General features: G+C 50.0%; 21 protein-coding genes and 2 other annotated features. Of the genes, 19 read left to right on the top strand and 2 right to left on the bottom strand.

Annotation, left to right across the window (positions count from 1 at the left end; all coding sequences use genetic code 11):
- Nucleotides 1–3 precede the first annotated feature (3 nt).
- The 4 genes from EXW93_RS04570 (at nucleotide 4) to spo0A (ending at nucleotide 3859) form a co-directional block, all read left to right on the top strand.
- Entirely contained in the window at nucleotides 4–810 is an 807-nt protein-coding gene (locus tag EXW93_RS04570) for a TlyA family RNA methyltransferase (RefSeq protein WP_058265112.1), read from the top strand.
- A gap of 154 nt (nucleotides 811–964) precedes the next feature.
- A complete protein-coding gene (gene ahrC / locus EXW93_RS04575) occupies nucleotides 965–1414 on the top strand; it encodes a transcriptional regulator AhrC/ArgR (RefSeq protein ID WP_023467586.1) in 450 nt (149 codons plus the stop codon).
- 12 nt (nucleotides 1415–1426) lie between these two features.
- Nucleotides 1427–3133, top strand: coding sequence for a DNA repair protein RecN (recN, locus tag EXW93_RS04580; protein ID WP_055966852.1), 1707 nt, complete (start codon nucleotides 1427–1429; stop codon nucleotides 3131–3133).
- A 3-nt stretch (nucleotides 3134–3136) separates the two neighbouring features.
- Nucleotides 3137–3859, top strand: coding sequence for a sporulation transcription factor Spo0A (gene spo0A, locus EXW93_RS04585; RefSeq protein ID WP_023467588.1), 723 nt, complete (start codon nucleotides 3137–3139; stop codon nucleotides 3857–3859).
- A gap of 36 nt (nucleotides 3860–3895) precedes the next feature.
- Here the strand turns inward: spo0A and EXW93_RS04590 are convergent, their stop codons facing one another.
- Together EXW93_RS04590 and EXW93_RS04595 are read right to left on the bottom strand one after the other, a co-directional pair.
- Complete coding sequence (locus EXW93_RS04590; RefSeq protein WP_055966849.1) at nucleotides 3896–4474, bottom strand: dihydrofolate reductase family protein; 579 nt, start codon at nucleotides 4472–4474, stop codon at nucleotides 3896–3898.
- Nucleotides 4475–5149: 675 nt separating this feature from the next.
- Complete coding sequence (locus EXW93_RS04595) at nucleotides 5150–5404, bottom strand: DUF2627 family protein (RefSeq protein ID WP_023467590.1); 255 nt, start codon at nucleotides 5402–5404, stop codon at nucleotides 5150–5152.
- Nucleotides 5405–5526: 122 nt separating this feature from the next.
- Between EXW93_RS04595 and EXW93_RS04600 the strand changes: the two genes are divergently transcribed.
- The 15 genes from EXW93_RS04600 to trpA all read left to right on the top strand — a co-directional run bounded on the left by EXW93_RS04600 (nucleotide 5527) and on the right by trpA (nucleotide 22128).
- Complete coding sequence (locus EXW93_RS04600; protein WP_023467591.1) at nucleotides 5527–7182, top strand: sigma-54-dependent Fis family transcriptional regulator; 1656 nt, start codon at nucleotides 5527–5529, stop codon at nucleotides 7180–7182.
- Between the two features lie 144 nt (nucleotides 7183–7326).
- A complete protein-coding gene (yqiS, locus tag EXW93_RS04605; protein ID WP_041255026.1) occupies nucleotides 7327–8247 on the top strand; it encodes a phosphate butyryltransferase in 921 nt (306 codons plus the stop codon).
- A 13-nt stretch (nucleotides 8248–8260) separates the two neighbouring features.
- A complete protein-coding gene (locus EXW93_RS04610) occupies nucleotides 8261–9385 on the top strand; it encodes a Leu/Phe/Val dehydrogenase (protein WP_023467593.1) in 1125 nt (374 codons plus the stop codon).
- 16 nt (nucleotides 9386–9401) lie between these two features.
- Nucleotides 9402–10505 (top strand): butyrate kinase, encoded by a 1104-nt coding sequence (gene buk / locus EXW93_RS04615; protein ID WP_055966846.1) that lies wholly within the window; start codon nucleotides 9402–9404, stop codon nucleotides 10503–10505.
- Nucleotides 10475–11896: a dihydrolipoyl dehydrogenase gene (gene lpdA / locus EXW93_RS04620; protein WP_023467594.1), complete on the top strand. Its 1422-nt coding sequence runs from the start codon at nucleotides 10475–10477 to the stop codon at nucleotides 11894–11896. The genes buk and lpdA overlap by 31 nt, the downstream gene beginning before the upstream one ends.
- 13 nt (nucleotides 11897–11909) lie before the next feature.
- Complete coding sequence (locus EXW93_RS04625; RefSeq protein WP_023467595.1) at nucleotides 11910–12923, top strand: thiamine pyrophosphate-dependent dehydrogenase E1 component subunit alpha; 1014 nt, start codon at nucleotides 11910–11912, stop codon at nucleotides 12921–12923.
- Nucleotides 12920–13903: an alpha-ketoacid dehydrogenase subunit beta gene (locus EXW93_RS04630; RefSeq protein WP_023467596.1), complete on the top strand. Its 984-nt coding sequence runs from the start codon at nucleotides 12920–12922 to the stop codon at nucleotides 13901–13903. Before EXW93_RS04625 ends, EXW93_RS04630 begins: the two co-directional genes overlap by 4 nt.
- A 14-nt stretch (nucleotides 13904–13917) precedes the next feature.
- Nucleotides 13918–15186 carry a dihydrolipoamide acetyltransferase family protein gene (locus tag EXW93_RS04635; RefSeq protein ID WP_023467597.1) on the top strand — a complete coding sequence of 423 codons (1269 nt, stop codon included), beginning with the start codon at nucleotides 13918–13920 and terminating at the stop codon, nucleotides 15184–15186.
- 56 nt (nucleotides 15187–15242) lie between these two features.
- Nucleotides 15243–15494: a binding site (T-box leader), on the top strand.
- Nucleotides 15495–15542: 48 nt separating this feature from the next.
- Nucleotides 15543–15791, top strand: a binding site (T-box leader).
- Nucleotides 15792–15842: 51 nt separating this feature from the next.
- The gene (trpE, locus tag EXW93_RS04640; protein ID WP_174316065.1) at nucleotides 15843–17237 is read left to right on the top strand and encodes an anthranilate synthase component I; all 1395 of its coding nucleotides are present in this window, start codon (nucleotides 15843–15845) and stop codon (nucleotides 17235–17237) included.
- Nucleotides 17234–17800: an anthranilate synthase component II gene (locus EXW93_RS04645; protein WP_023467600.1), complete on the top strand. Its 567-nt coding sequence runs from the start codon at nucleotides 17234–17236 to the stop codon at nucleotides 17798–17800. The genes trpE and EXW93_RS04645 overlap by 4 nt, the downstream gene beginning before the upstream one ends.
- Nucleotides 17801–17806: 6 nt before the next feature.
- Complete coding sequence (gene trpD, locus EXW93_RS04650; RefSeq protein ID WP_023467601.1) at nucleotides 17807–18823, top strand: anthranilate phosphoribosyltransferase; 1017 nt, start codon at nucleotides 17807–17809, stop codon at nucleotides 18821–18823.
- A complete protein-coding gene (trpC, locus tag EXW93_RS04655; protein WP_041255028.1) occupies nucleotides 18820–19587 on the top strand; it encodes an indole-3-glycerol phosphate synthase TrpC in 768 nt (255 codons plus the stop codon). The genes trpD and trpC overlap by 4 nt, the downstream gene beginning before the upstream one ends.
- Nucleotides 19584–20153 (top strand): phosphoribosylanthranilate isomerase, encoded by a 570-nt coding sequence (locus tag EXW93_RS04660; RefSeq protein WP_041255030.1) that lies wholly within the window; start codon nucleotides 19584–19586, stop codon nucleotides 20151–20153. Before trpC ends, EXW93_RS04660 begins: the two co-directional genes overlap by 4 nt.
- Entirely contained in the window at nucleotides 20150–21346 is a 1197-nt protein-coding gene (gene trpB / locus EXW93_RS04665; RefSeq protein ID WP_023467602.1) for a tryptophan synthase subunit beta, read from the top strand. The genes EXW93_RS04660 and trpB overlap by 4 nt, the downstream gene beginning before the upstream one ends.
- Nucleotides 21346–22128, top strand: coding sequence for a tryptophan synthase subunit alpha (gene trpA / locus EXW93_RS04670; RefSeq protein WP_023467603.1), 783 nt, complete (start codon nucleotides 21346–21348; stop codon nucleotides 22126–22128). The genes trpB and trpA overlap by 1 nt, the downstream gene beginning before the upstream one ends.
- The last annotated feature ends 226 nt before the right edge of the window (nucleotides 22129–22354 follow it).

Below are 22354 nucleotides of genomic sequence, written 5' to 3' on the forward strand. Positions count from 1 at the left end.
TTCATGGAAAATGTAAAAAAAATCCGCCTCGACGTTCTTCTCGTCGAGCGCGGTTTGTTTGAAACGCGTGAAAAAGCAAAGCGATCGATCATGGCTGGACTTGTCTTTAGTGGTACGGAACGATTAGAGAAGGCCGGTGAGAAGGTCAAATCGGACATCGATCTGCACGTCAAAGGTCAGTTGATGCCTTATGTCGGTCGTGGAGGCTTCAAGATGGAAAAGGCACTTCAAGTATTCGATTTCGATGTCACGGGTAAAACAGGTCTCGATATTGGATCGTCAACGGGTGGCTTTACCGACTGCTCCTTACAAAATGGAGCAGCACATATGTATGCGCTGGATGTCGGTTCCAATCAGCTGGACTGGAAGCTTCGCTCGGATGACCGTGTGACGGTGATGGAGAAAACGAACTTCCGGCATGCGACACCAGACATGTTCCCTGTTGCGCCGCAGTTTGCGACGATTGATGTCTCATTCATCTCGTTACGGTTGATGCTTCCACCTCTGAAGACGATCCTCGTCGAAGGAGGAGATGTCATGGCGCTCGTCAAACCGCAATTCGAAGCGGGGCGTGATGATATCGGTAAAAAAGGCATCGTGCGGGATGAACGGATTCATGTCCGCGTCCTCGATGAGATGGTTGAATTCTTCATTCAACAAGGGTTCTATGTGAAACAGCTCGACTATTCGCCGATCACCGGTGGAGAGGGGAACATCGAGTTCTTATTGCATGCGCGCCTTGGTCAACCAGGACTTGATCCATCTGTCCATGCGACAGAGACAGTCAAGCAAGCACATGCTAGTCTTTAAACGAACAGATGAAAACGAGGACGGATCCGGTTCATGGGTCCGTCCTCATTGTTGTTCGGAGCGACGAAAACCGTATAATAAAATGGCAAACGTGGACTTTTAATGATTTATTGGATTACAATAGTAACATCGAAGAATACTGTGAGGTGCAGGAATGACAAAGGGGCAACGGTTGATTAAGATTCGGGAGATCATCACCCAGTCGGAAGTAGAAACCCAAGATGAATTGGTAGAGGAATTACGGAATGCAGGATATAAGGTGACACAGGCAACGGTATCACGAGATATCAAGGAACTTCATCTCGTTAAGGTTCCGTTGAATGATGGACGTTATAAATACAGCTTACCCGCCGACCAACGCTTCAACCCACTCGGGAAATTGCGGCGTCTGCTCGGTGACAGCTTCATCTCGATTGATTCTGCTCAAAATCTGATTGTCATGCATGTCCTGCCGGGAAATGCGAACGCAGTCGCCGTCTTACTGGACCATTTGAGCTGGAACGAACTGCTTGGCACGGTGTGTGGGGACGATACGATCCTATTGATCGCACGAAGTGAGGAACAAGCGAAAGAAGTGACCGAACGAATTTTAGAAATGCTGTAAGGAGTTGACAGGATGCTAGCTGAATTATCGATCAAACAATTTGCGATCATTGACGAGCTACAGATCGACTTTAAAAAAGGAATGACCGTCTTGACTGGGGAAACAGGTGCCGGTAAATCGATCGTTCTCGACGCGATCGGATTATTGATTGGTGGACGTGGATCCGCGGAATTTGTTCGATACGGGGAAGATCGAGCGGAGCTAGAAGGATTGTTTCTGATTGAAGACGACCATCTCGTCTATGATCTCGCAGAAGAGTATGGTATCGATATCGAAGATGGATTGATCATCTTACGACGTGATCTGTTCGCGACCGGGAAAAGTGTCTGTCGCGTCAACAATAAGCTGGTCACACTGACGATCTTACGGGAGTTCGGGCGTGTCCTCGTCGACATGCACGGGCAACATGAACATCAACATTTAATGGACAGTACGTATCATCAAGCGATTCTCGATGACTTCGCGCAAGAGACGATTGCACCGCTCCTTCAAGCCTATCAATCCGGTTATCAAGCGTATGAAGAAAAACGGACGGCGCTACAATCGCTCGCGCAAAGTGAGCAAGAACTCGCTCAACGGATTGATTTACTATCGTTTCAGACGGAAGAAATCGAAGGCGCAAAACTTCGAGCACATGAGGAAGACGAGTTGCTCGTCGAACGAAATCGTCTCGCGAATTTCGAGAAGCTATATGCGTCACTGAAGACAGCATACGATGCTTTGCATGATGAGATGCGCGGCATCGACTCTGTCGGAGACGCGATGCGTGAACTACAACAAGCATCAAGCATCGACGAACAGTTTTCGCAGCAGAGTGACGCGATCGCAAGCGCTTTTTATGGACTCGAAGAAGTCGGGTATGCGATTCGAGATCAACTTGAAACACTTGAGTTCGATTCCAATCGACTCGATGAGATCGAACAACGTTTATCCGTCTTTCAACAACTGAAACGAAAATACGGGGCGACGATCGAGGAAGTCATTGCGTATGGGGAAAAAATTCGAGTTGAACTTGATACGATGACGAATCGAGATGAACGGATTGAGCGCTTAAAAGCCGAAGTCGAACAGCTCGAAGTCGAATTGTTTGAGATAGGTGGGCGTCTGTCGCAACAGCGTCGAAAAGCGGCCGTTCAATTAAGCGAAGCGATTCATCTGGAGTTACGTGAGCTCTACATGGAAAAAGCGCGGTTTGAAATTCGTTTTCTTCAAGACGGAAAGACACCGATGCTACGCAAGAACGGGATCGATCAAGTGGAGTTCTTCATCATGACGAATGCGGGAGAACCATTCAAGTCGCTCGGAAAAGTCGCATCGGGCGGGGAGTTATCTCGTATCATGCTCGGACTGAAGTCAATCTTCTCGCGCTCGGTCGGAGTTGCTTCGATCATTTTCGATGAAGTCGATACAGGAGTATCGGGTCGTGTCGCACAAGCGATGGCTGAAAAAATCTATCGTTTATCGGTAGACGGACAAGTGCTTTGTATTACGCACTTACCGCAAGTCGCTTCGATGGCCGATCAACATCTCTATATTCGGAAAATCGAGGAGACGGATCGTACGACGACACAGGTCAACGTCTTGTCTCAGTCAGATCGAGGAAACGAACTAGGACGGATGATTTCCGGTGCACATATGACGGATTTGACGTTACGCCATGCCGAGGAATTGATGGATCAGGCGAAGACGATGAAAGAATCGCTTAAAAATGGGGTGTAAGGATTGATTAAAGTCGGGATAGCAGATGATAATCGCGAAATGGTCGAACTGATTCGCCAGCATATCTCTGCGCAAGAAGACATGGAAGTCGTTTGCGTCGCCTACAATGGCGAGAGTTGTCTCGAACGTATGAAAGAACATGAAGTGGATGTATTGCTTCTCGACATCATCATGCCTCATTTAGATGGGCTTGGTGTTCTCGAGGAGTTGATGAAGAAAAAGAAGAATCCTGCTGTCATCATGTTGAGTGCTTTCGGTAAGGATGAGGTCTCACAACAGGCGGTCACTCTCGGAGCATCGTACTTCTTACTTAAACCGTTCAGCATGGATCAGCTCGTTCAAAAAATTCGTCTCGTGACGCATCAAGGACAAGCACCGATCGTCGAAACGATTGATTTAAAAGTCGGTACGACACTGCGAGAAGTGGGGATTGCTCCGCATATTAAAGGCTTCACGTATTTAAAGGACGCTGTCTTAATGGTGCTAGAACGGGAAGATTTACTTGGATTGATCACAAAGGAACTCTATCCGACGATTGCGAAAAAACATCAAACGACGGCATCTCGCGTCGAACGAGCGATGCGTCACGCCATCAAGTCCGCTTGGAACGAAGGAATGCAACAGCACGAGCTCTTCAATGGTCGAATCGAACAAGAGAAAAGTCCGAAGAACTCGGAATTCATCTCGTATGTTTCAAGTCATATGAATCAAGAACAATCTGGTTAAAGGAAACACACCGTCTAATGGATAGACGGTGTGTTTTTAGTTCCGATCCCGCTCATAGCAAGCGATCAACACGCCGTTATCAAACGTGTGTCGTTTCGTGACGTTCCAAGTGAGGGGCGTCATTCCGTTGTCTGGAAATAGACGTTTACCAGAACCAACGATAACTGGATAGTGGATCAATCGAAGTTCATCGATCAGATCAGCTTCATAAAGCGTATGAACGAGTTGACTACTCCCCCAGACGTGAAGCGGTGGTCCGTCCTGTTGTTTCAAGCGTATTAGTTCAGAAGTCGGTTGATTCAAATATGTCGTCGGCTGCCAACGAATAGGTGGTGTATGACGCGTAGCAACATACTTCATGGCACGATCGGCAACTGGCCAGATATCGGCATGGAGTGGCCAGTAACTCGACCATTGCTCGTAAGTCGCGCGACCGAGTAACAGGGCGCAATCCTCTTGCATCCATCCACGGATGACCTGACCGATCTCAGGATGTTGAAACGGAGCAGTCCATCCACCGTGCTTGAAGTCGTTGCTCACATCCTCATTCTTTCCGCTCGGTGCTTGAATGACACCGTCTAACGATAGATGTTCGAATACGATGATTTTTCGCATGAAGGGTCTCCTTTCGATTACGATCTGCTTATAGCATACCGTAAAGCTAAAAATATATAATAGCGCTTGCAAATAAATATTGCATAAACTGAAATGTTTGTTATAATAAAGGTACCAAATGATTTGGCAAGACGTCAGATGAACGTCGAGTCGACAAGGACTCCGGAAATCCTGTTGATGAACATCATCTCAGAACGCCAACTGTAAATGGCTCAAGAATGCCGGACGACATTCTCTTGGTAGAAGTCGTACCAAGGTATCTTGTTCATTCTAGATGGGAAATCTCGAATGAATGGGAGCTTCCATGATTTCGAAGCTAGGGAAAAGTGGAAGGTAACGGATCGTCTAAAATGAAAAGTACAGTTCGTGAAAAGGAGTGTTGTCTAGCAGTGATTGTTAGCAACCGAATGTTTGACTGCTTCAAGCGGATGACATTACGCTCCACCTAGGTCCCGAGTACAGTCAGATGATGGAACTGAAACACCATTCTATCGTTAGCCCGATAGCCAGATCTGATTTCTTTCTACCTCTTCATTAAGAGGAACACCTAAGGTTTTGGAGTACACGAATAGTTCTAACTATGAGAGGAGTTCATCCGTAAGTGAAACCAATTTTATATGAGTAAAAGGTCCCGCGCTTGAAATGAGTTCAAGAGATGGGGACCTTTTTCTGTGTTCATTTTTTTTGATAGCGATCGGAGACTTTTCCACGTTTTCGATCGCGATAAAAGACATATCCTGCGACAAATCCAATGCCACCCATCGCAAGAATCAAACCAACGAGACCTTGCAATACATATACGTAAGCCGCATCGCCTAAGTATTTAAACGGCACTTGCGCAATTAGAAAAACACTATCACGCATGAGCTTAATACCAATCGCGCCGATGATGCCGGGGATTAATAATGAGAGCAAACCAATGATACGCATAGGACGCCACTCCTTTCCAAGCGTATTGTATCAAAAAATCGATCGTTCTGCGAATCGGGTTTGCTTCCCTATTTTATTCCGAGTACGATAGAAATGTAAGCAGTTTCAAAGGGGGAATTCATATGCATCATCTACTCGTCGTCGGGGCTGGTCAAGGGGGAACAGAAGTCCTGCATGCGTTTCAACGTTCACCATTATTAACGGTCATTGGTCTTGTCGATCCAAACATGGATGCGCCTGGGGTGGCGCTTGCACGGCGTGCGGACATTCGGATTGAAACGAACTGGTCAGCTTTTGAAGGAGCTGATGTCGATTTCATCATTGACGCTACAGGAGAAACTGGCGTACTTGAGCAATTGATTCATGATTTTCCGGGAGCGGCGGTCTTACCGGGTGAATTCGTCAGAGTGTTGCTTGAGCGATTGACTGAAAAAGAGAAAATGCTCGAAGCAATCATTCATTGTACGAGCGAGGCGATTTCCGTCGCCGATCAAGACGGACAGACGATGCTGATCAATCCAGCATATACGCGTATGACTGGTTTCACGGAGCGAGACGTCGTCGGAAAACCGGCAAGTGCCGATATCGGAATGCAGGAATCCGTTCATTTGAAAGTCTTGAATACGGGCGAGAACGTGCGGGATGTTCGCATGAAGATCGGGCAAGATCAACGTGATATCATCGTCAATGCGGCACCCGTCATCGTCGATGGACAAGTCCGCGGTTCCGTTGGGGTCATTCGGGATATTTCGGAAATGAAGGCACTCGCCAAAGAATTGAAGGCAGCGCGCCAAAAAATCCGGACGCTCGAAGCTAAATATACTTTTGACGATATCATCGCTGAGAGTGAAGCGATGCGCTTCGTCGTCGATCAAGCAAAGCTTGCGGCAACGATGCCCGTCAACGTCTTGATTCGCGGTGAATCCGGAACCGGCAAGGAATTGTTTGCACATGCGATCCATGCAGCGAGCGAACGTAAATATGAACAATTCGTCCGCGTCAACTGTGCGGCAATCGCACCGACGTTACTCGAAAGTGAACTATTCGGGTACGAGGAAGGCGCGTTCTCAGGAGCGCGACGTGGTGGGAAGCGGGGATATTTCGAAGAAGCACACGGGGGTTCGCTATTCTTAGATGAGATTGGCGAACTACCACTCGACGTCCAGGCCAAACTATTACGGGTGTTACAGGAAAATGAAGTCGTTCGCGTCGGTGGGACGAAGGCGATTCCAGTCGATGTCCGGATTATCGCGGCGACGAATGCGAATCTAGAGCAAAAGATCATCATGAATGAGTTCCGAGAAGATCTCTACTACCGGATCAATCGTTTACCGATTCACATACCGGCACTACGTGAGCGACCGGATGATATCGCACCATTGACCTTGCACTTACTCCGTAAATTGAATCAAAGTTATGGACGATCGGTCGGACGGATCTCAGATGATGTACTTGAAGCAATGAAGAAGCAACCGTGGAAAGGAAATGTCCGCGAGCTTGAAAATGTCATCGGTCGCGCGTTGATTTTTACGGATAAAACAGAAACCGTCTTACGAAAAGGTCATCTTCAGCTTGTCGTGCCACAAACAACGAAAGTCACGACGAGACAGAAAAAGGAAATCAAGCATTTATCGGACGAGATGTCACACGTCGAAGAACGGTTGATTCGGGAAGCGCTTACTGCCTTTAATGGCAACAAAACAGAAGCGGCGAAACAACTCGGAATTTCTCTTCGGGCACTTTATTACAAAGTGGAACGATTTAACATCTATTCGTGAAGCGCAAATTTTTGCGTGCAATATATTGCAAAAAATGCAAAAGCGTGCAAAATTAAAGACGTTCTTGCTTAACCTACCGTCTCTTTTGAATTGGCACGAAAATTGCTATTACTATTTATGTATGACAGGTGAGGGGGGAATACGGTGAGATTCAGTGAAATGGTCGAGCAGGCAGCTCGACTCGAAGATTCCGTCGTTGCGATTGCAGCTGCGGATGACGAAGAAGTGATGGATGCTGTCGCATTAGCAATTGAGAACGATTTAGCACGTTTTCATTTGTTCGGGGATGCGACACGGATTCAGCAGATGATTCAAAAACGAGCATTACGAGAGTCACAGTTCGTGATCACGCACACTTCTACATCACAAGAAGCGGCAGAGCGTGCCGCTCATGCCGTTCGCAAAGGGGATGCGAGCGTCTTGATGAAAGGTCTTGTTCCGACAGCAACGTTCATGAAAGCTGTCTTGAACAAAGAAACGGGTCTGCGTTCAGGGAATGTCTTGTCGCATGTCGCCTTGTTCGAAGTACCGGGGCGTGAATCAGCAATCGGATTAACCGATGCAGCGATTCACATCCAACCGACACTCGAAGACAAAGTAAAGATCATCGAAAACGGTGTCTCCGCCTTACGAGCGCTTGGATACGGCTTACCAAAAGTCGCAGTCTTAGCAGCTGTCGAAGTCGTCAATCCAACGATGCAGGCAACGATTGATGCCGCTCTGCTAACACAAATGAACCGACGTGGTCAAATCAAGGATTGCCTTGTAGACGGACCACTCGCACTCGACAATGCCGTAAATCTCGTCGCTGCCCAGCAAAAAGGGCTAACGGGAGACGTAGCAGGTCAGGCGGATTTACTCGTCGTTCCGCAAATTGAAGTCGGAAACGTCATCTACAAATCACTCATGTATTTCGCACATGCCTCGGTTGCGGCGATTCTCGTCGGAGCGCGGGCGCCAGTCGTTTTGACCAGCCGTGCCGATACAGCAGAAGCAAAAATGTACTCACTAGCCTTTGCGCTATTAAATGCCCAACAGACGAAAAAAGTAAAACAAACAATCTGAGGAGGAACTTAAAATGGTCGAAACAAACGTAGAGTCACGCTTCAGCATCTTTGAAACAATGGAGATGGAAGATTACGAACAAGTCGTTTTTTGCCACGATAAAGTATCAGGATTAAAAGCAATCATTGCGATTCATGACACGACACTCGGACCGGCACTCGGTGGACTTCGCATGTGGAACTATGCATCAGACGAAGAGGCATTGATTGATGCGCTCCGTTTATCAAAAGGAATGACGTATAAGAACGCAGCCGCTGGGTTGAACCTTGGTGGTGGTAAAGCGGTCATCATCGGCGATGCGAAGACACAAAAGTCAGAAGCACTCTTCCGGGCATTCGGACGTTACGTCCAGTCACTGAACGGTCGTTACATCACAGCAGAAGATGTCAATACGACAGTTGCAGACATGGATTACATCCACATGGAGACAGATTTCGTTACTGGTGTCAGCCCAGCATTCGGATCAAGTGGTAACCCATCACCGGTTACGGCATACGGTGTCTATCGTGGAATGAAAGCAGCGGCAAAAGAAGTGTACGGAACAGATTCACTTGGTGGAAAAACGATTGCGATCCAAGGTGTCGGTAACGTTGCCTTTAATCTATGCCGTCATTTACATGAAGAAGGGGCGAAACTGATCGTCACAGACATCAATCAAGAAGCACTTCAACGTGCAGAAGAAGCATTCGGTGCCTTGATCGTCGCACCAGAAGACATCTACAGTGTCGAAGCAGATATCTTCGCACCATGTGCCCTCGGTGCGACATTGAACGACGAGACGATTCCACAATTGAAAGTCAAGATCATCGCCGGTGCAGCAAATAACCAACTCAAAGAAGACCGTCACGGTGACATGCTCGAAGAACGCGATATTTTATACGTACCAGACTTCGTCATCAATGCTGGTGGTGTCATCAACGTTGCCGATGAACTCGATGGATACAACCGTGATCGTGCCATGAAAAAAGTTGAACTCGTCTACGATGCGGTCACGAAAGTGTTCGAAATCGCAAAACGCGATCATTTACCGACATACCGTGCGGCTGAGAAAATGGCAGAAGAGCGTATCGCAACGATGCGCAGTGCCCGCAGCCAATTCTTGCGTCGTGATAAAAACATTCTAGGATCACGTGGCTGATCAGAGGAGGATATCCATGAGCGAACGTATTTTAACGATTAATCCCGGTTCGACGTCGACGAAGATCGGTATCTTCGAAGGGGCGAACCAGGTGTTCACGAAGACGTTACGCCATCCAGCGGAGGCGGTCGGAGGACCGCTTCCAGCGCAGCTGGAGATGCGTCGTCATGTGTTACTCGAAGTATTGTCTGAAGAGCAGATTGATTTGAAAGCGCTTACTGCAGTCGTGGGTCGCGGAGGACTACTCCGGCCGCTCGTCAGTGGTACGTATGCCGTCAATCGAGAAATGCGAGAAGACTTACTCAGCGGTATTTTTGGCGTCCATGCCTCGAATCTCGGCGGACTCCTCGCGGATGAGATTGCTCGGACACTCGATATCCCATCGTTCATCGTTGATCCAGTCGTCGTTGACGAACTCGAGCCGATTGCGCGGATTACAGGCTTACCTGAACTTGAACGAAAGAGTATTTTCCATGCTTTGAATCAAAAAGCTGTCGCGAAGCGGTACGCGAAGGAAATCGGGCGTCCCTATGAGGAACTGCGCCTGATCATCGCACACATGGGCGGCGGGATTACGGTCGGTGCGCACCAAGAGGGGCGTGTCATCGATGTCAACAACGGGCTCGATGGAGAAGGACCGTTTTCGCCAGAACGCAGCGGATCGCTACCTGTTGGTCAACTAGTAGAACTATGTTATAGTACCAAGTATAAACTTGAAGAGATGAAGCGTCTGGTCGTTGGGTCAGGCGGACTTGTCGCGCACTTGGGAACGTTTGACGCGATCGAGATCGAACGCCGGATTGAAGAAGGCGACGAAAAAGCGGCGTTGTTATATGACGCGATGGCGTACCGGGTCGCAAAAGAGATCGCTGGTCAAAGTGCCGTCTTGTTCGGTCAGATCGACGCGATCATCCTAACAGGCGGACTTGCCTATAGTGATCGGTTGACGCGTGCGATCGAAGAACGCATCGCCCACCTCGGTCAAGTCGTACGTAGTCCTGGTGAAGATGAGTTGCAGGCGCTCGCAGAAGGAGTGTTGCGTGTCTTACGTGGGGAAGAAGAAGTTAAGGAATATGGAGGCGAACCAACATGGCTAGAGAATTCGACGTCGTTGTCCTAGGTGGCGGACCCGGTGGATATGTCGCCGCGATCCGTGCGGCACAAGCCGGGAAGTCGGTAGCAATCGTGGAACAAGGAAAATTAGGCGGGACATGCTTACATCGTGGCTGTATCCCATCTAAAGCCTTTTTGAAATCAGCAGCAGTCTATCAGACGGTCAAACACGCTGCTACATATGGCGTGGACGTACCGGAATCGTTTTTACGATTCGAACAGGTCAAACAACGTAAACAAGAGATCGTAGATGGATTAGAAGCAGGCATTCAGCACCTGATGAAAAAAGGAAAGATTGAAGTCTTTCATGGTCGGGGTTCGATTCTTGGACCAAGTATCTTTTCACCGATGCCGGGAACGATCAGCGTCGAACCGGAAGAAGGCGAAGGTGAGTTGATCCTTCCGCGTCAATTGATCGTCGCGACAGGGTCACGTCCACGTCCATTGAACGGACTTGCTTTTGATTCAGAGTATGTCCTCAGTTCGGATGATGCACTCGATATGGCAGATTTGCCAAAATCGATCGTCATCATTGGTGGTGGCGTCATCGGTGTCGAATGGGCATCGATGTTGACGGATTTTGACGTCGCAGTAACGGTCGTTGAATTCAGCGATCGGATTTTACCGACGGAAGATGCGGCAGTCAGTCGTGAAGTCGCCCGTCAACTGAAAAAGCGGGGCGTCAAGATTCATACCGGCGCAGCTGCACAAAGTGACACATTCCGGATGTCAGAAGACGGTGTCTCGATCGCGATTGACCGTAATGGAGAACAAACGACGCTTGAAGCGGATAAGTTGCTCGTCGCGATCGGTCGAATGGCGAACGTCGAAGGCATCGGGATCGAAAACACGAATATCGTCGTCGAAAATGGCTTCATCCAAGTAGATGACCATTTCCGGACGAAGGATCAACATATCTATGCGATCGGAGATGTCATCGGTCGCTTACAACTGGCGCACGTCGCGTCAGCAGAAGGTGTCAAAGCGGTCGAGGCGATCGTCCACGGAACGACGACACCACTTGAATATGCGTTCGTACCACGTTGTATCTACAGCGTACCGGAAGCGGCATCGGTCGGTTTGACGGAAGACGAAGCAAAACGTGCCGGAATGGACGTCAAGGTAGGGAGCTTCTCGTTCAATGGATTAGGGAAAGCGCGGATCGAAGGAGAGGCGGCAGGCTTCATCAAGCTCGTCTCCGATGCGAAGACAGATGATCTCGTCGGCGTTCACATCGTCGGACCAAAAGCAACGGAACTGATCAGTGAAGGTGGATTAGCGCTCGTACTCAATGCAACGGCATGGGAAGTCGGACAGCTCGTGCATCCGCACCCGGCCTTGTCAGAAGCATTCGGTGAAGCAGCACTTGCCGTCGACGGACTCGCGGTTCACGCCTAAGGAGGAATTACGGATGGAAAAAATAGAATTCAAAGAATTAGTAGAACTCGGATTAACGGAACAGGACGCGATTCAGATGTTCGAAACGATGGTCCGTGCGCGGAAGATCGACGAACGGATGTGGAAGTTGAACCGAGCGGGTAAAATTCCCTTCCTCGTCTCATGTCAAGGACAAGAAGCGGCTCAAGTCGGTGCAGCGTTCGCCCTTGAAAAAGGAACGGACTACATTTTGCCGTATTACCGGGATTTAGGCGTCGTCTTACACTTCGGTCAAACGTCACGCGATATCATGCTGTCGGCATTCGCAAAGGCAGAAGATCCGAACTCAGGTGGTCGTCAAATGCCAGGACACTACGGTTCACGTGCCTTGAACATCGTCACGGGTTCAAGTCCGGTCACGACACAAGTCCCACATGCTGTCGGGATCGCACTTGCTGCGAAGATGCGTAAGGAACCACTCGTTGCTTACGTCTCGTTCGGAGAGGGCTCTTCAAACCAAGGAGACTTCCATGAAGGGGCGAACTTCGCCGGAATTCATAAACTCCCGGTCATCTTGTTCTGTGAAAACAATAAATACGCGATTTCGACACCACTTTCGAAACAGCTGTCGGCGAAACACGTCGCTGATCGGGCAATCGGCTACGGAATGCCTGGCTATACGGTAGACGGCATCGATCCACTCGCTGTCTATAAGGTCGTCAAGGAAGCACGCGAGCGCGGATTACGGGGAGAAGGTCCGACCTTGATCGAAGTTGAAGTCGAACGCCTCGTGCCACACTCATCCGATGATGACGATAAATCGTACCGTTCTGCTGAAGAACTCGATGCCTTAAAAGCACGTGACGGGATCAAACTCTTCCGTGCGCGTTTGATTGAAATGGGCGTCCTGACGGAAGAATCAGCGACTGAAATCGAACAAGCGATGGAGAAAGAAGTCGACGAAGCAACGGCTTATGCGGAAGCAGCAGCTTACGATGCGCCAGAAAATGCATTACGTTACGTGTACGACGAGGAGGAAACGAAATGACGACGTTAAGTTTAATCGAAGCGATCAATAGTGCAATCAAAGAAGAGATGGAACGCGACGAGTCCGTCTTCATCCTCGGCGAAGACGTCGGTGTCCGTGGTGGTGTTTTCCGGGCGACACAAGGATTGCTCGAACAATTCGGAGAAGAACGGGTCATCGATGCACCACTCGCTGAGAGTGCGATTGCCGGTGTCGGAATTGGAGCTGCGATGTACGGCATGCGTCCGATTGCTGAAATGCAATTCGCTGACTTCATCATGCCAGCGGTCAACCAAATCGTCAGTGAAGCAGCGAAGATTCGGTACCGTTCGAACAATGACTGGACGTGTCCGATCGTCATCCGCGCACCGTTCGGCGGCGGTATTCACGGGGCACTTTATCATTCTCAGTCGGTCGAAGCGATGTTCAACTCGACGCCTGGTCTGAAAATTGTCATCCCATCGAATCCATATGACGCAAAAGGATTGCTAAAGGCAGCGATTCGTTCGAATGATCCGGTCTTGTTCTTTGAGCACAAACGAGGCTATCGTCTGTTAAAAGGGGATGTTCCTGAAGGCGACTATACGGTCGAAATCGGTAAAGCAGACGTCAAGCGTGAGGGTGAAGACGTGACAATCATCACTTACGGACTATGTGTTCATATGGCACTTGAGGCAGCAACACGCCTTGAAAAAGACGGAATCGATGTCCACATCCTTGACTTGCGGACCGTCTATCCAATCGACCGCGAAGCAGTCGTCGAAGCAGCGAAAAAGACGGGGAAAGTCTTGCTCGTCACGGAAGACAATAAAGAAGGTAGCGTCATGAGTGAAGTGTCGGCGATCATTGCAGAAGAAGCATTGTTCGATCTCGATGCACCAATCGAACGACTCTGTGGTCCAGACGTCCCAGCGATGCCATACGCTCCGACGATGGAGAAGTTCTTCAACATCTCAAGCGAGAAAATTGAAGATAAAATCCGGACGTTACACGCATACTAAGGGGGAACTGACCGATGAAGACTGAAACACTTACGATGCCACAACTCGGGGAAAGTGTTACTGAAGGAACGATTTCGATGTGGCTCGTCAAACCGGGCGATACTGTCAAAAAATATGATCCGATTGCAGAAGTCATTACCGATAAGGTAACGGCAGAAGTCCCATCTTCGTTTGATGGTGTGATTGAAAAACTACTTGCAGAAGAAGGCGATACGTTGCAAGTCGGTGACGCGATCGTCACGATGCAAGTCAGCGGCGGATCAACGGAAGTCGCGGCGACTGAACAAGAAGTGCCAGCTGTCGAAGAGACGACGTCGGCTGATACATCGATGAAAAAACGCTATTCACCAGCGGTCTTGAAATTATCAGGCGAACACGGCATTGATCTTGAACAAGTGACGGGAACGGGAGCGGGCGGCCGGATTACCCGGAAAGATCTCTTGAAATTGATCGAGTCTGGATCGATCCCGACACCACAAGCAACGGAACCAAAACCGGAAGCGCAAGCGGCTCCGGTAGCGCCTCCGGCAGAAGCACCACCCGCACCAAAACGTCCGGTCATTGCACCACAACCGACGGAAACAGGCGACATCGAGATTCCGACTGCCGGTGTGCGTCAAGCAATCGCTTCGAACATGGTTCGCGCGAAGCACGAAGCGCCACATGCTTGGTTGATGATCGAAGTCGATGTCACGAACTTGGTCGAAGCACGTAATCGTCATAAAGATGCGTTCTTCAAACAAGAAGGGGTCAAATTGACGTTCTTACCATTCTTCATGAAGGCGACAGTCGAAGGATTGAAGAAACATCCAATCATGAACTCGACATGGGCGGGAGATAAGATCATTCAAAAGAAAGCGATCAACCTATCACTTGCTGTCGCGACGCAGGACGCTCTGTTCGTACCAGTCGTCAAGAATGCGGATGAACTAAGCATTAAGGGGATCGCACGCGCGATTGATGACTTCGGGAAACGGGCACAAGCCGGCACGTTGTCGTCTGCAGAGATGCAGGGCGGGACGTTTACGGTTAACAATACGGGCTCATTCGGTTCAATCCAATCAGCACCGATCCTTAACTTCCCGCAGGCGGCGATTCTATCCGTTGAATCAATCGTCAAACGTCCAGTTTGGGTGAACGGCATGTTTGCAGCACGCGACATGGTCAACCTCTGTATGTCGATCGACCACCGGGTGCTCGACGGACTCGTTGCCGGACAGTTCCTACAAACTGTCAAACAAGCGCTCGAATCGATTGATCCGAACCAACTTTCCTTATACTGAGTTTTTCCAGTTGACAGGGAAGAAGAAGCATCGTAATATAAGAATCAATTCAACACACGATAGCAAAGACGAAGAGAAGTAACTTGTGAAACGATTCAAGAGAGCTGATGGGTGGTGCGAATCAGTATCGGGCAACAAGCGAATGGCCTTCTGAGCTTCAGACCGAATCCCTTCAATGGGTAGTAGGCTCTGACGGGTTCCTCCCGTTATCGGGGTCGACGAATCAGGACAACGGTCCGGTTCGTTTCAAAGGGGACGGTGTCAGCATCGTCAACGAAGGTGGTACCGCGGGTCTTCCCGTCCTTCATGTTCTACATGAATGGGCGAGAAGACCCTTTTCGTATACAATCGAATCGAACAAATCGTAGAGTGAGTTAAGTAGCGAGACAACATCGGCGTTTCAGAGAGCGGAAGAATGGTGCGACTTCCGTACGGCGAGGTTTCGTGAATGGTCTCATGAGAGCGTGGCTGAACGAAGAAGTAGGTCGCGACGGATGCCCCCGTTATCGTAGGCTATGATGTCTCTTATTAGACGCATCAGACAGAGTGGGAACGGTCGAACCGTTCCAATCGAGAGGTGGCACCGCGAGATAATCGTCCTCCATGCAGCATACGCTGTGTGGGGGACTTTTTTATATTCCAGGAGGCGAACAGGGATGGTTCAGACAGACACACTTATTATCGAACAACTTGAACTAAACGGCGACGAGATGACGCCAATCATGATTTTTCAACAACTGAGCGGAACACAGAAATGTTTGCTTGAAAGTTCTGCGCATACGGATCAAGGACGGTATTCGATCATCGGTGTTGATCCGGTGGAGATGATTCGCGCAGAGGGACGGACCGTGACGCGGGAACAGTTGACGACAGGTCGATTGACGCAGGAAACGGGTGATCCAGTACGACTGATGCAACAGATGATCCTCCGGGGTGGAGTTGAAGAAGACCTTCCGTTTTTAGCGGGTGGGATCGGATATGTCGGTTACGACATGATGCGCGCCTATGAAACGCTCGGAGCGGTTCCGGAACAAACGCGCCAACTACCGGACGCGCTGCTCGCCGTATACGACCAAATCATCATGTTCGATCATCTCGAGCATCGTGTTCATTTGATTCAAACGTCACTTGGTGGCATCACTGATCGTGATGAATTACGTCAACGTTTAGCAGAACGGAAAGCGCAACTTGAGCAACCACGGGAGCGAACGGACATCGAGCGTCCACTCCGGGATGTCGTCTATGAACCGTTAATGGATCAAGAGACGTTTGAAGGACTCGTCGAACAAGCGAAGAGACACATCCGCCAAGGCGACGTCTTCCAACTGGTTCTCTCGCAACGACTTGATGCGACGTTCTCAGGTGATCCGTTCCAATTTTATCGGAAGCTCCGCAAGGACAATCCGAGCCCTTATCTCTTCTATATCGACTTAGGCGAAGCAATCGTACTCGGGGCCTCCCCGGAAAGTTTGGTCCAAGTCAAAGGGAATCGCGTGACGACGAATCCGATTGCCGGTACACGCCGCCGGGGGAAGACGAAAGAGGAAGATGGACGGTTAGCAGAAGAGTTGCTGCACGACGAGAAGGAACGAGCGGAACATCGAATGCTTGTCGATCTTGGACGCAACGACCTCGGTCGGATTTGTCAGATTGGTACCGTCGAGGTGACGCGATTCATGCAAATCGAGCGCTTCAAGAACGTCATGCACCTTGTCTCCGTCGTTGAAGGAACGTTAGCAGACGGAAAGACCGGCGCAGACGCACTCGTCTCTTGTCTACCGGCTGGGACGGTCACGGGAGCTCCGAAAATCCGAGCGATGCAGTTGATTGACCAGTACGAGCAGGTGAAACGAGAAGTATATGCCGGGGCTGTCGGCTATTTCGATGTTCGGGGGAATATGGATTTTGCCCTCGCTATCCGGACGATGGTGATCAAGGATGGTGTCGCTTCTGTTCAAGCAGGGGCTGGTATCGTTTACGATTCGATTCCACGCCTCGAGTACCAGGAGACGTTACACAAAGCGAAATCACTACTGGAGGTTTGGAAATGATCATCCTAATTGATAATTATGATTCTTTTACCTATAACCTATACCAATACGCATCCGTTTATACGGACGTTCACGTCATTCGAAACGATGCGGTCAGCATCGAAGAACTACGCGAGATGAAACCAGACGGCATCATTCTCTCACCCGGTCCCGGTCGCCCGGCTGACGCTGGCATCTGCATCGATCTCATTCGTCAATTATCGGGTCGAGTACCGATTCTCGGTGTCTGTCTCGGACATCAGGCAATCGGCGAAGCATTCGGAGGACGCGTCGTCGAAGCACCGGTCATCATGCACGGGAAGACATCGATGATTCGACAATCGGGACAACTCTTCGACGAAATGACGGAAACGTTAGAGGTCATGCGCTATCATTCGCTGATCGTCGCTCGAAACGACTTACCGACGGAGCTCGTCATCACGGCAGAAACGGATGACCGGACGATCATGGCACTCGAGCACCGGACGCATCCGACGTTCGGAATCCAGTTCCATCCGGAATCCGTCGGAACACCACAAGGACAGCAGATGATTGAACGATTCATTGAATTGACAAAGGAGTGACGAACGATGAAAGAGACGTTATTGAAACTAGCAGAAGCGAAACATTTACGATACGAAGAGATGCAACAGGCAGCACGCGAACTGTTTGCGGAAGACGTGACCGATAGCGAAATTGCCGCTTTTCTCGTCGCATTGAAAGCAAAAGGGGAGACTGCAGAAGAACTAGCCGGTCTCGCTTCGATCATGCGCGAGGTCGCCCTCGACATTCCAGTCACCGGCGATTTCATGGATAACTGCGGCACGGGAGGCGACGGCTCACAATCGTTCAACATCAGTACGACAGCCGCCTTCGTTCTAGCCGGTGCCGGCATGAAAGTCGCAAAGCACGGAAATCGGAGTGTCTCAAGTAAAACAGGCAGCGCTGATGTGCTCGAAGCACTCGGGGTTTCACTTGATACGACACCAGAGCGTTTAGCAGAACAGCTCGAGTCGAACGGAATCGCCTTCTTGTTTGCGCAACGGATGCACCCACGCGTCAAGCAAATCATGAAGGTCCGACGCGATCTGCGGATTCCAACGATCTTTAACTTGATCGGACCGTTGACGAATCCGGTCCCGCTCAAGACACAACTATTAGGAATTTACCGGGAGGATATGCTTGAGACGATGGCGTTGACATTGCACCGACTCGGGCGGAAGCGAGCAATCGTCTTACATGGTGCGAATGGAATGGATGAAGCATCCCTTGCCGGAACGAACCAACTCGTCTTACTCGACGAAGGTGAGCTGATCCGCTTCAGTCTTCACCCGGAGGAAGTCGGACTGAAGACCGCACCGCTTGAAGCAATTCGCGGAGGTAGTGCACAAGAGAATGCGGCGATTTTACTCCGTGTTCTTGGTGGAGAGCATGGTGCTTATCGCGACACGGTTCTACTCAATGCGGGAATTGCTCTCTTTGCAGCAAATCGGGCGAAAACGATCGAAGAAGGGATCGCCTTAGCAGCAGATAGCATCGACTCAGGACGGGCGATGGAACGATTGAATCAATTACGACAAATGACACGGGAGGAAGCAATCGGATGAATATCTTAGATCGCATCATCGAAACGAAACGGACAGAAGTCCTGCAATTAAAATTAACTGGTGTCGAACGGATTGATCGGGAGGCATTGAAGCCGTCGATTAAGCAACGACTAGCCGGAGCGGATTTATCCGTCATCGCGGAAATTAAACGAGCTTCGCCATCAAAAGGGGCCATCGCACTCGACGTCGACGTCATCGCTCAGGCCAAACAATATGAAGCGAGTGGGGCGACTGTCATCTCTGTCTTGACGGACGAGACGTACTTCAAAGGATCGATGGACGATTTAGCGGCAGTCGCTGCAGCAGTCGACATCCCGGTGCTTTGTAAGGATTTCATGATTGATCGGATTCAAATTGACCGGGCAAAAGCACATGGGGCACGGTTGATTCTCCTGATCGTCGCCGCTCTCGAGCAGGAGACGCTTGCTGACTTGTATGCATATGCTTACGCGGAAGGACTTGAGGTCTTAGTCGAAGTCCATGACGAAGAGGAGTTACGCCGGGCAGAGGCGATCGGTGCGCAAATCATTGGCATCAACAACCGGAACTTGAAAAAGTTCGAAGTCGATTTACAGACATCGGTCGGATTACTCGAACAAAAACAACCGGACGTCCGGTATATCAGCGAGAGTGGCATCAAGACAGTCGAGGAAGCACAGCGATTACACGCTGCCGGTGCAGACGGGATCCTCGTAGGTGAGACGTTGATGCGGGCAGACGATCCACAAGTCTTCATTCGAGAAGTGAGTGGCGTTCGCGTATGACACGGATTAAGTTCTGTGGTCTCCGGGAAAGAGAACATGTCGAAGCGGCAGTTCGCTTAGCGGACTACATCGGCTTCGTCTTTGCTAAAAGCAAACGACAGGTCACGCTAGAAGAGGCGGCGCGTCTTAGACGCGACATTCCGAGTACGGTCCAGGTCGTCGGTGTCTTCGTCTCCCCGACCTATCAGCAGGTGACCGACGCCGTCGAGCAAGTCGCGCTAGATCTCGTCCAAATTCATGGTGTCATTCCGGACGGAGAGATACCAGTTCCCGTCATTCAAGCGATTCCGGTAACGAACATCGCAGAAATAGAGCAACAGACGGAGTATTTGCTCGTCGACGCACCGGTTGCTGGAAGTGGCGAGACATTCGACTGGTCACGAGACATTCAAGCCGATCGTCCACTATTCATTGCCGGTGGCTTGACAGCAGGAAACGTCGGAGAAGCAATCAAACGATATCACCCGTTCGCCGTCGATGTCTCAAGTGGCATCGAGACGGATGGACGGAAAGATCCCATCAAAATGCAGGCATTCGCAGATGCCGTAAAGGAGAGAGAAGTATGAGCTACGCACAACCAGATACACTCGGACAATACGGTAAATACGGAGGACGCTACATCCCGGAAACATTGATGCACGCGGTGATCGAACTCGAAGAAGCTTACGCAACGGTAAAAGAAGATCCAGCGTTTCAAGCGCGAATGGACGAGTTATTGAAAGAATACGTCGGACGTGAAACACCACTTTATTTTGCCGAACATTTGACGCAAACGATCGGTGGCGCAAAGATCTACTTGAAACGAGAAGACTTGAACCATACTGGTGCCCATAAAATCAACAATACGATCGGTCAAGCGTTATTGGCTGAACGGATGGGGAAACGAAAAATCGTTGCTGAGACAGGGGCAGGACAACACGGTGTCGCGACTGCGACGGTCTGTGCCTTACTCGATCTCGAGTGTGTCATCTTCATGGGAGAAGAGGACGTCCGTCGTCAAGAGTTGAACGTCTTCCGGATGGAGTTACTTGGAGCAACCGTCATCCCGGTCACACAAGGCAGTCGGACACTTAAAGATGCCGTCAATGAAGCACTCCGTTACTGGGTCAAACATGTCGAAGACACGCATTACTTGATGGGTTCTGTTCTCGGACCCCACCCATTCCCGCAACTCGTCCGTGATTTCCAAGCGGTCATCGGAAAAGAGACACGACGTCAAATCATCGAAAAAGAGGGGCGTCTGCCAGAGGCGATCGTCGCTTGTGTCGGCGGCGGTAGTAATGCGATCGGGATGTTCCATCCGTTCATCGATGATACAGATGTAAAATTGTACGGAATCGAAGCAGCGGGCAGCGGAATCGACACAGAAAAACACGCAGCGACGATGACAAAAGGAGAGGTCGGTGTCTTGCACGGCTCGATGATGTATCTCTTACAGGATGCCCATGGTCAAGTACAAGAAGCGCACTCGATCTCAGCTGGACTGGATTATCCGGGTGTCGGACCGGAGCATAGCTTGCTAAAAGATATCGGTCGCGTCCAATATGAAGCGGTGACCGATGAACAAGCACTCGAAGCACTTCAGCTGTTGAGCCGCAAGGAGGGAATCATCCCGGCACTTGAGTCGGCACACGCCATTGCCTATGCGACACAACTCGCTGCAGAGATGGACAAGGAAGAAATTCTCGTCATCTGCTTATCAGGACGGGGCGATAAAGACGTCGTCACTGTCAGAAACGCACTAAAGGGGGAAGCGTGATGCGATTAGAAACAGCCATTCGTACCGTTACGAGCAAAGGGGAGAAAGCCTTCATTCCGTACGTCATGGGGGGAGATGGAGGAATCAATCAACTCCCGGAAATCCTGTCGTTTCTCGCTGAATCCGGAGCGACAGCGATTGAAGTCGGTGTTCCGTTTTCGGATCCTGTCGCTGACGGTCCAGTCATTCAAGAAGCGGGACTCCGGGCACTAGAAGCGAACGTTGGACTGAAGGATGTCCTCGAGGCAGTTCGCGTTGCTCGTCAGACCGTCGATGTTCCGGTCGTCTTGATGACGTACTTAAATCCGATTTTCCGCTACGGATTAACGGCGTTTCTAGCGACATGTCGCGAAGTCGGGGTCGACGGACTGATTATTCCTGATTTGCCGCTTGAGCAGAGCGAACAGTTCTTCGAACAAGAAGATAAGTCGGACATCGCGCTCGTTCAACTCGTCTCCTTGACGAGTCCGATGGAGAGAATCCAAAAGATTGCCGATAAAAGTGAAGGATTCCTCTATGCGGTCACGGTCAACGGAACGACAGGCGGACAGACGACGTTTGATACTGCGCTCGAAGACCACTTAGCGAACGTTGCAGCAAACAGTCCAGTACCTGTACTTGCCGGGTTCGGGATTAGTACACCGGAACATGTCAAACAACTGAGCCGCCCAGTCTCGGGGGTCATCGTCGGCAGTAAAATCGTCGATTTACTGCATCAGAACGATCGAGAAACAATTCAACAGTTGATGGCAGCACGTCTTGCGGCGACGCCGTCGCATTAATAAAAAGGAGCTGACTCAAAAGTCAGTCTCTACAAAGATAAGGGTGGCAGAATGATGATTTGCCACCCTTATCTCGTAACAAAAAGAATGACGCGTCACACACCACTCTTACAGGAACAGGCGCATTTATGCGCTGTTAGAGACGAACAAGACCCGCTTTTCTGCTTGAATGAAGCAGGAAAGATGGCTTGTGTCTCGCCTGAGGAAAGGGTGTGAAAAGACGCGT

Origin of the sequence: Exiguobacterium sp. JMULE1 (assembly GCF_013337175.1) — a bacterium.
Taxonomy (GTDB): domain Bacteria; phylum Bacillota; class Bacilli; order Exiguobacteriales; family Exiguobacteriaceae; genus Exiguobacterium_A; species Exiguobacterium_A indicum.

Coding starts and splice junctions, on each gene's coding strand:
- EXW93_RS04570 (WP_058265112.1), top strand. CDS start 4: ATGGAAAATGTAAAAAAAATCCGCCTCGACGTTCTTCTCGTCGAGCGC.
- ahrC (WP_023467586.1), top strand. CDS start 965: ATGACAAAGGGGCAACGGTTGATTAAGATTCGGGAGATCATCACCCAG.
- recN (WP_055966852.1), top strand. CDS start 1,427: ATGCTAGCTGAATTATCGATCAAACAATTTGCGATCATTGACGAGCTA.
- EXW93_RS04590 (WP_055966849.1), bottom strand. CDS start 4,474: ATGCGAAAAATCATCGTATTCGAACATCTATCGTTAGACGGTGTCATT.
- EXW93_RS04595 (WP_023467590.1), bottom strand. CDS start 5,404: ATGCGTATCATTGGTTTGCTCTCATTATTAATCCCCGGCATCATCGGC.
- EXW93_RS04600 (WP_023467591.1), top strand. CDS start 5,527: ATGCATCATCTACTCGTCGTCGGGGCTGGTCAAGGGGGAACAGAAGTC.
- EXW93_RS04610 (WP_023467593.1), top strand. CDS start 8,261: ATGGTCGAAACAAACGTAGAGTCACGCTTCAGCATCTTTGAAACAATG.
- buk (WP_055966846.1), top strand. CDS start 9,402: ATGAGCGAACGTATTTTAACGATTAATCCCGGTTCGACGTCGACGAAG.
- lpdA (WP_023467594.1), top strand. CDS start 10,475: ATGGCTAGAGAATTCGACGTCGTTGTCCTAGGTGGCGGACCCGGTGGA.
- EXW93_RS04625 (WP_023467595.1), top strand. CDS start 11,910: ATGGAAAAAATAGAATTCAAAGAATTAGTAGAACTCGGATTAACGGAA.
- EXW93_RS04630 (WP_023467596.1), top strand. CDS start 12,920: ATGACGACGTTAAGTTTAATCGAAGCGATCAATAGTGCAATCAAAGAA.
- EXW93_RS04635 (WP_023467597.1), top strand. CDS start 13,918: ATGAAGACTGAAACACTTACGATGCCACAACTCGGGGAAAGTGTTACT.
- trpE (WP_174316065.1), top strand. CDS start 15,843: ATGGTTCAGACAGACACACTTATTATCGAACAACTTGAACTAAACGGC.
- EXW93_RS04645 (WP_023467600.1), top strand. CDS start 17,234: ATGATCATCCTAATTGATAATTATGATTCTTTTACCTATAACCTATAC.
- trpD (WP_023467601.1), top strand. CDS start 17,807: ATGAAAGAGACGTTATTGAAACTAGCAGAAGCGAAACATTTACGATAC.
- trpC (WP_041255028.1), top strand. CDS start 18,820: ATGAATATCTTAGATCGCATCATCGAAACGAAACGGACAGAAGTCCTG.
- EXW93_RS04660 (WP_041255030.1), top strand. CDS start 19,584: ATGACACGGATTAAGTTCTGTGGTCTCCGGGAAAGAGAACATGTCGAA.
- trpB (WP_023467602.1), top strand. CDS start 20,150: ATGAGCTACGCACAACCAGATACACTCGGACAATACGGTAAATACGGA.
- trpA (WP_023467603.1), top strand. CDS start 21,346: ATGCGATTAGAAACAGCCATTCGTACCGTTACGAGCAAAGGGGAGAAA.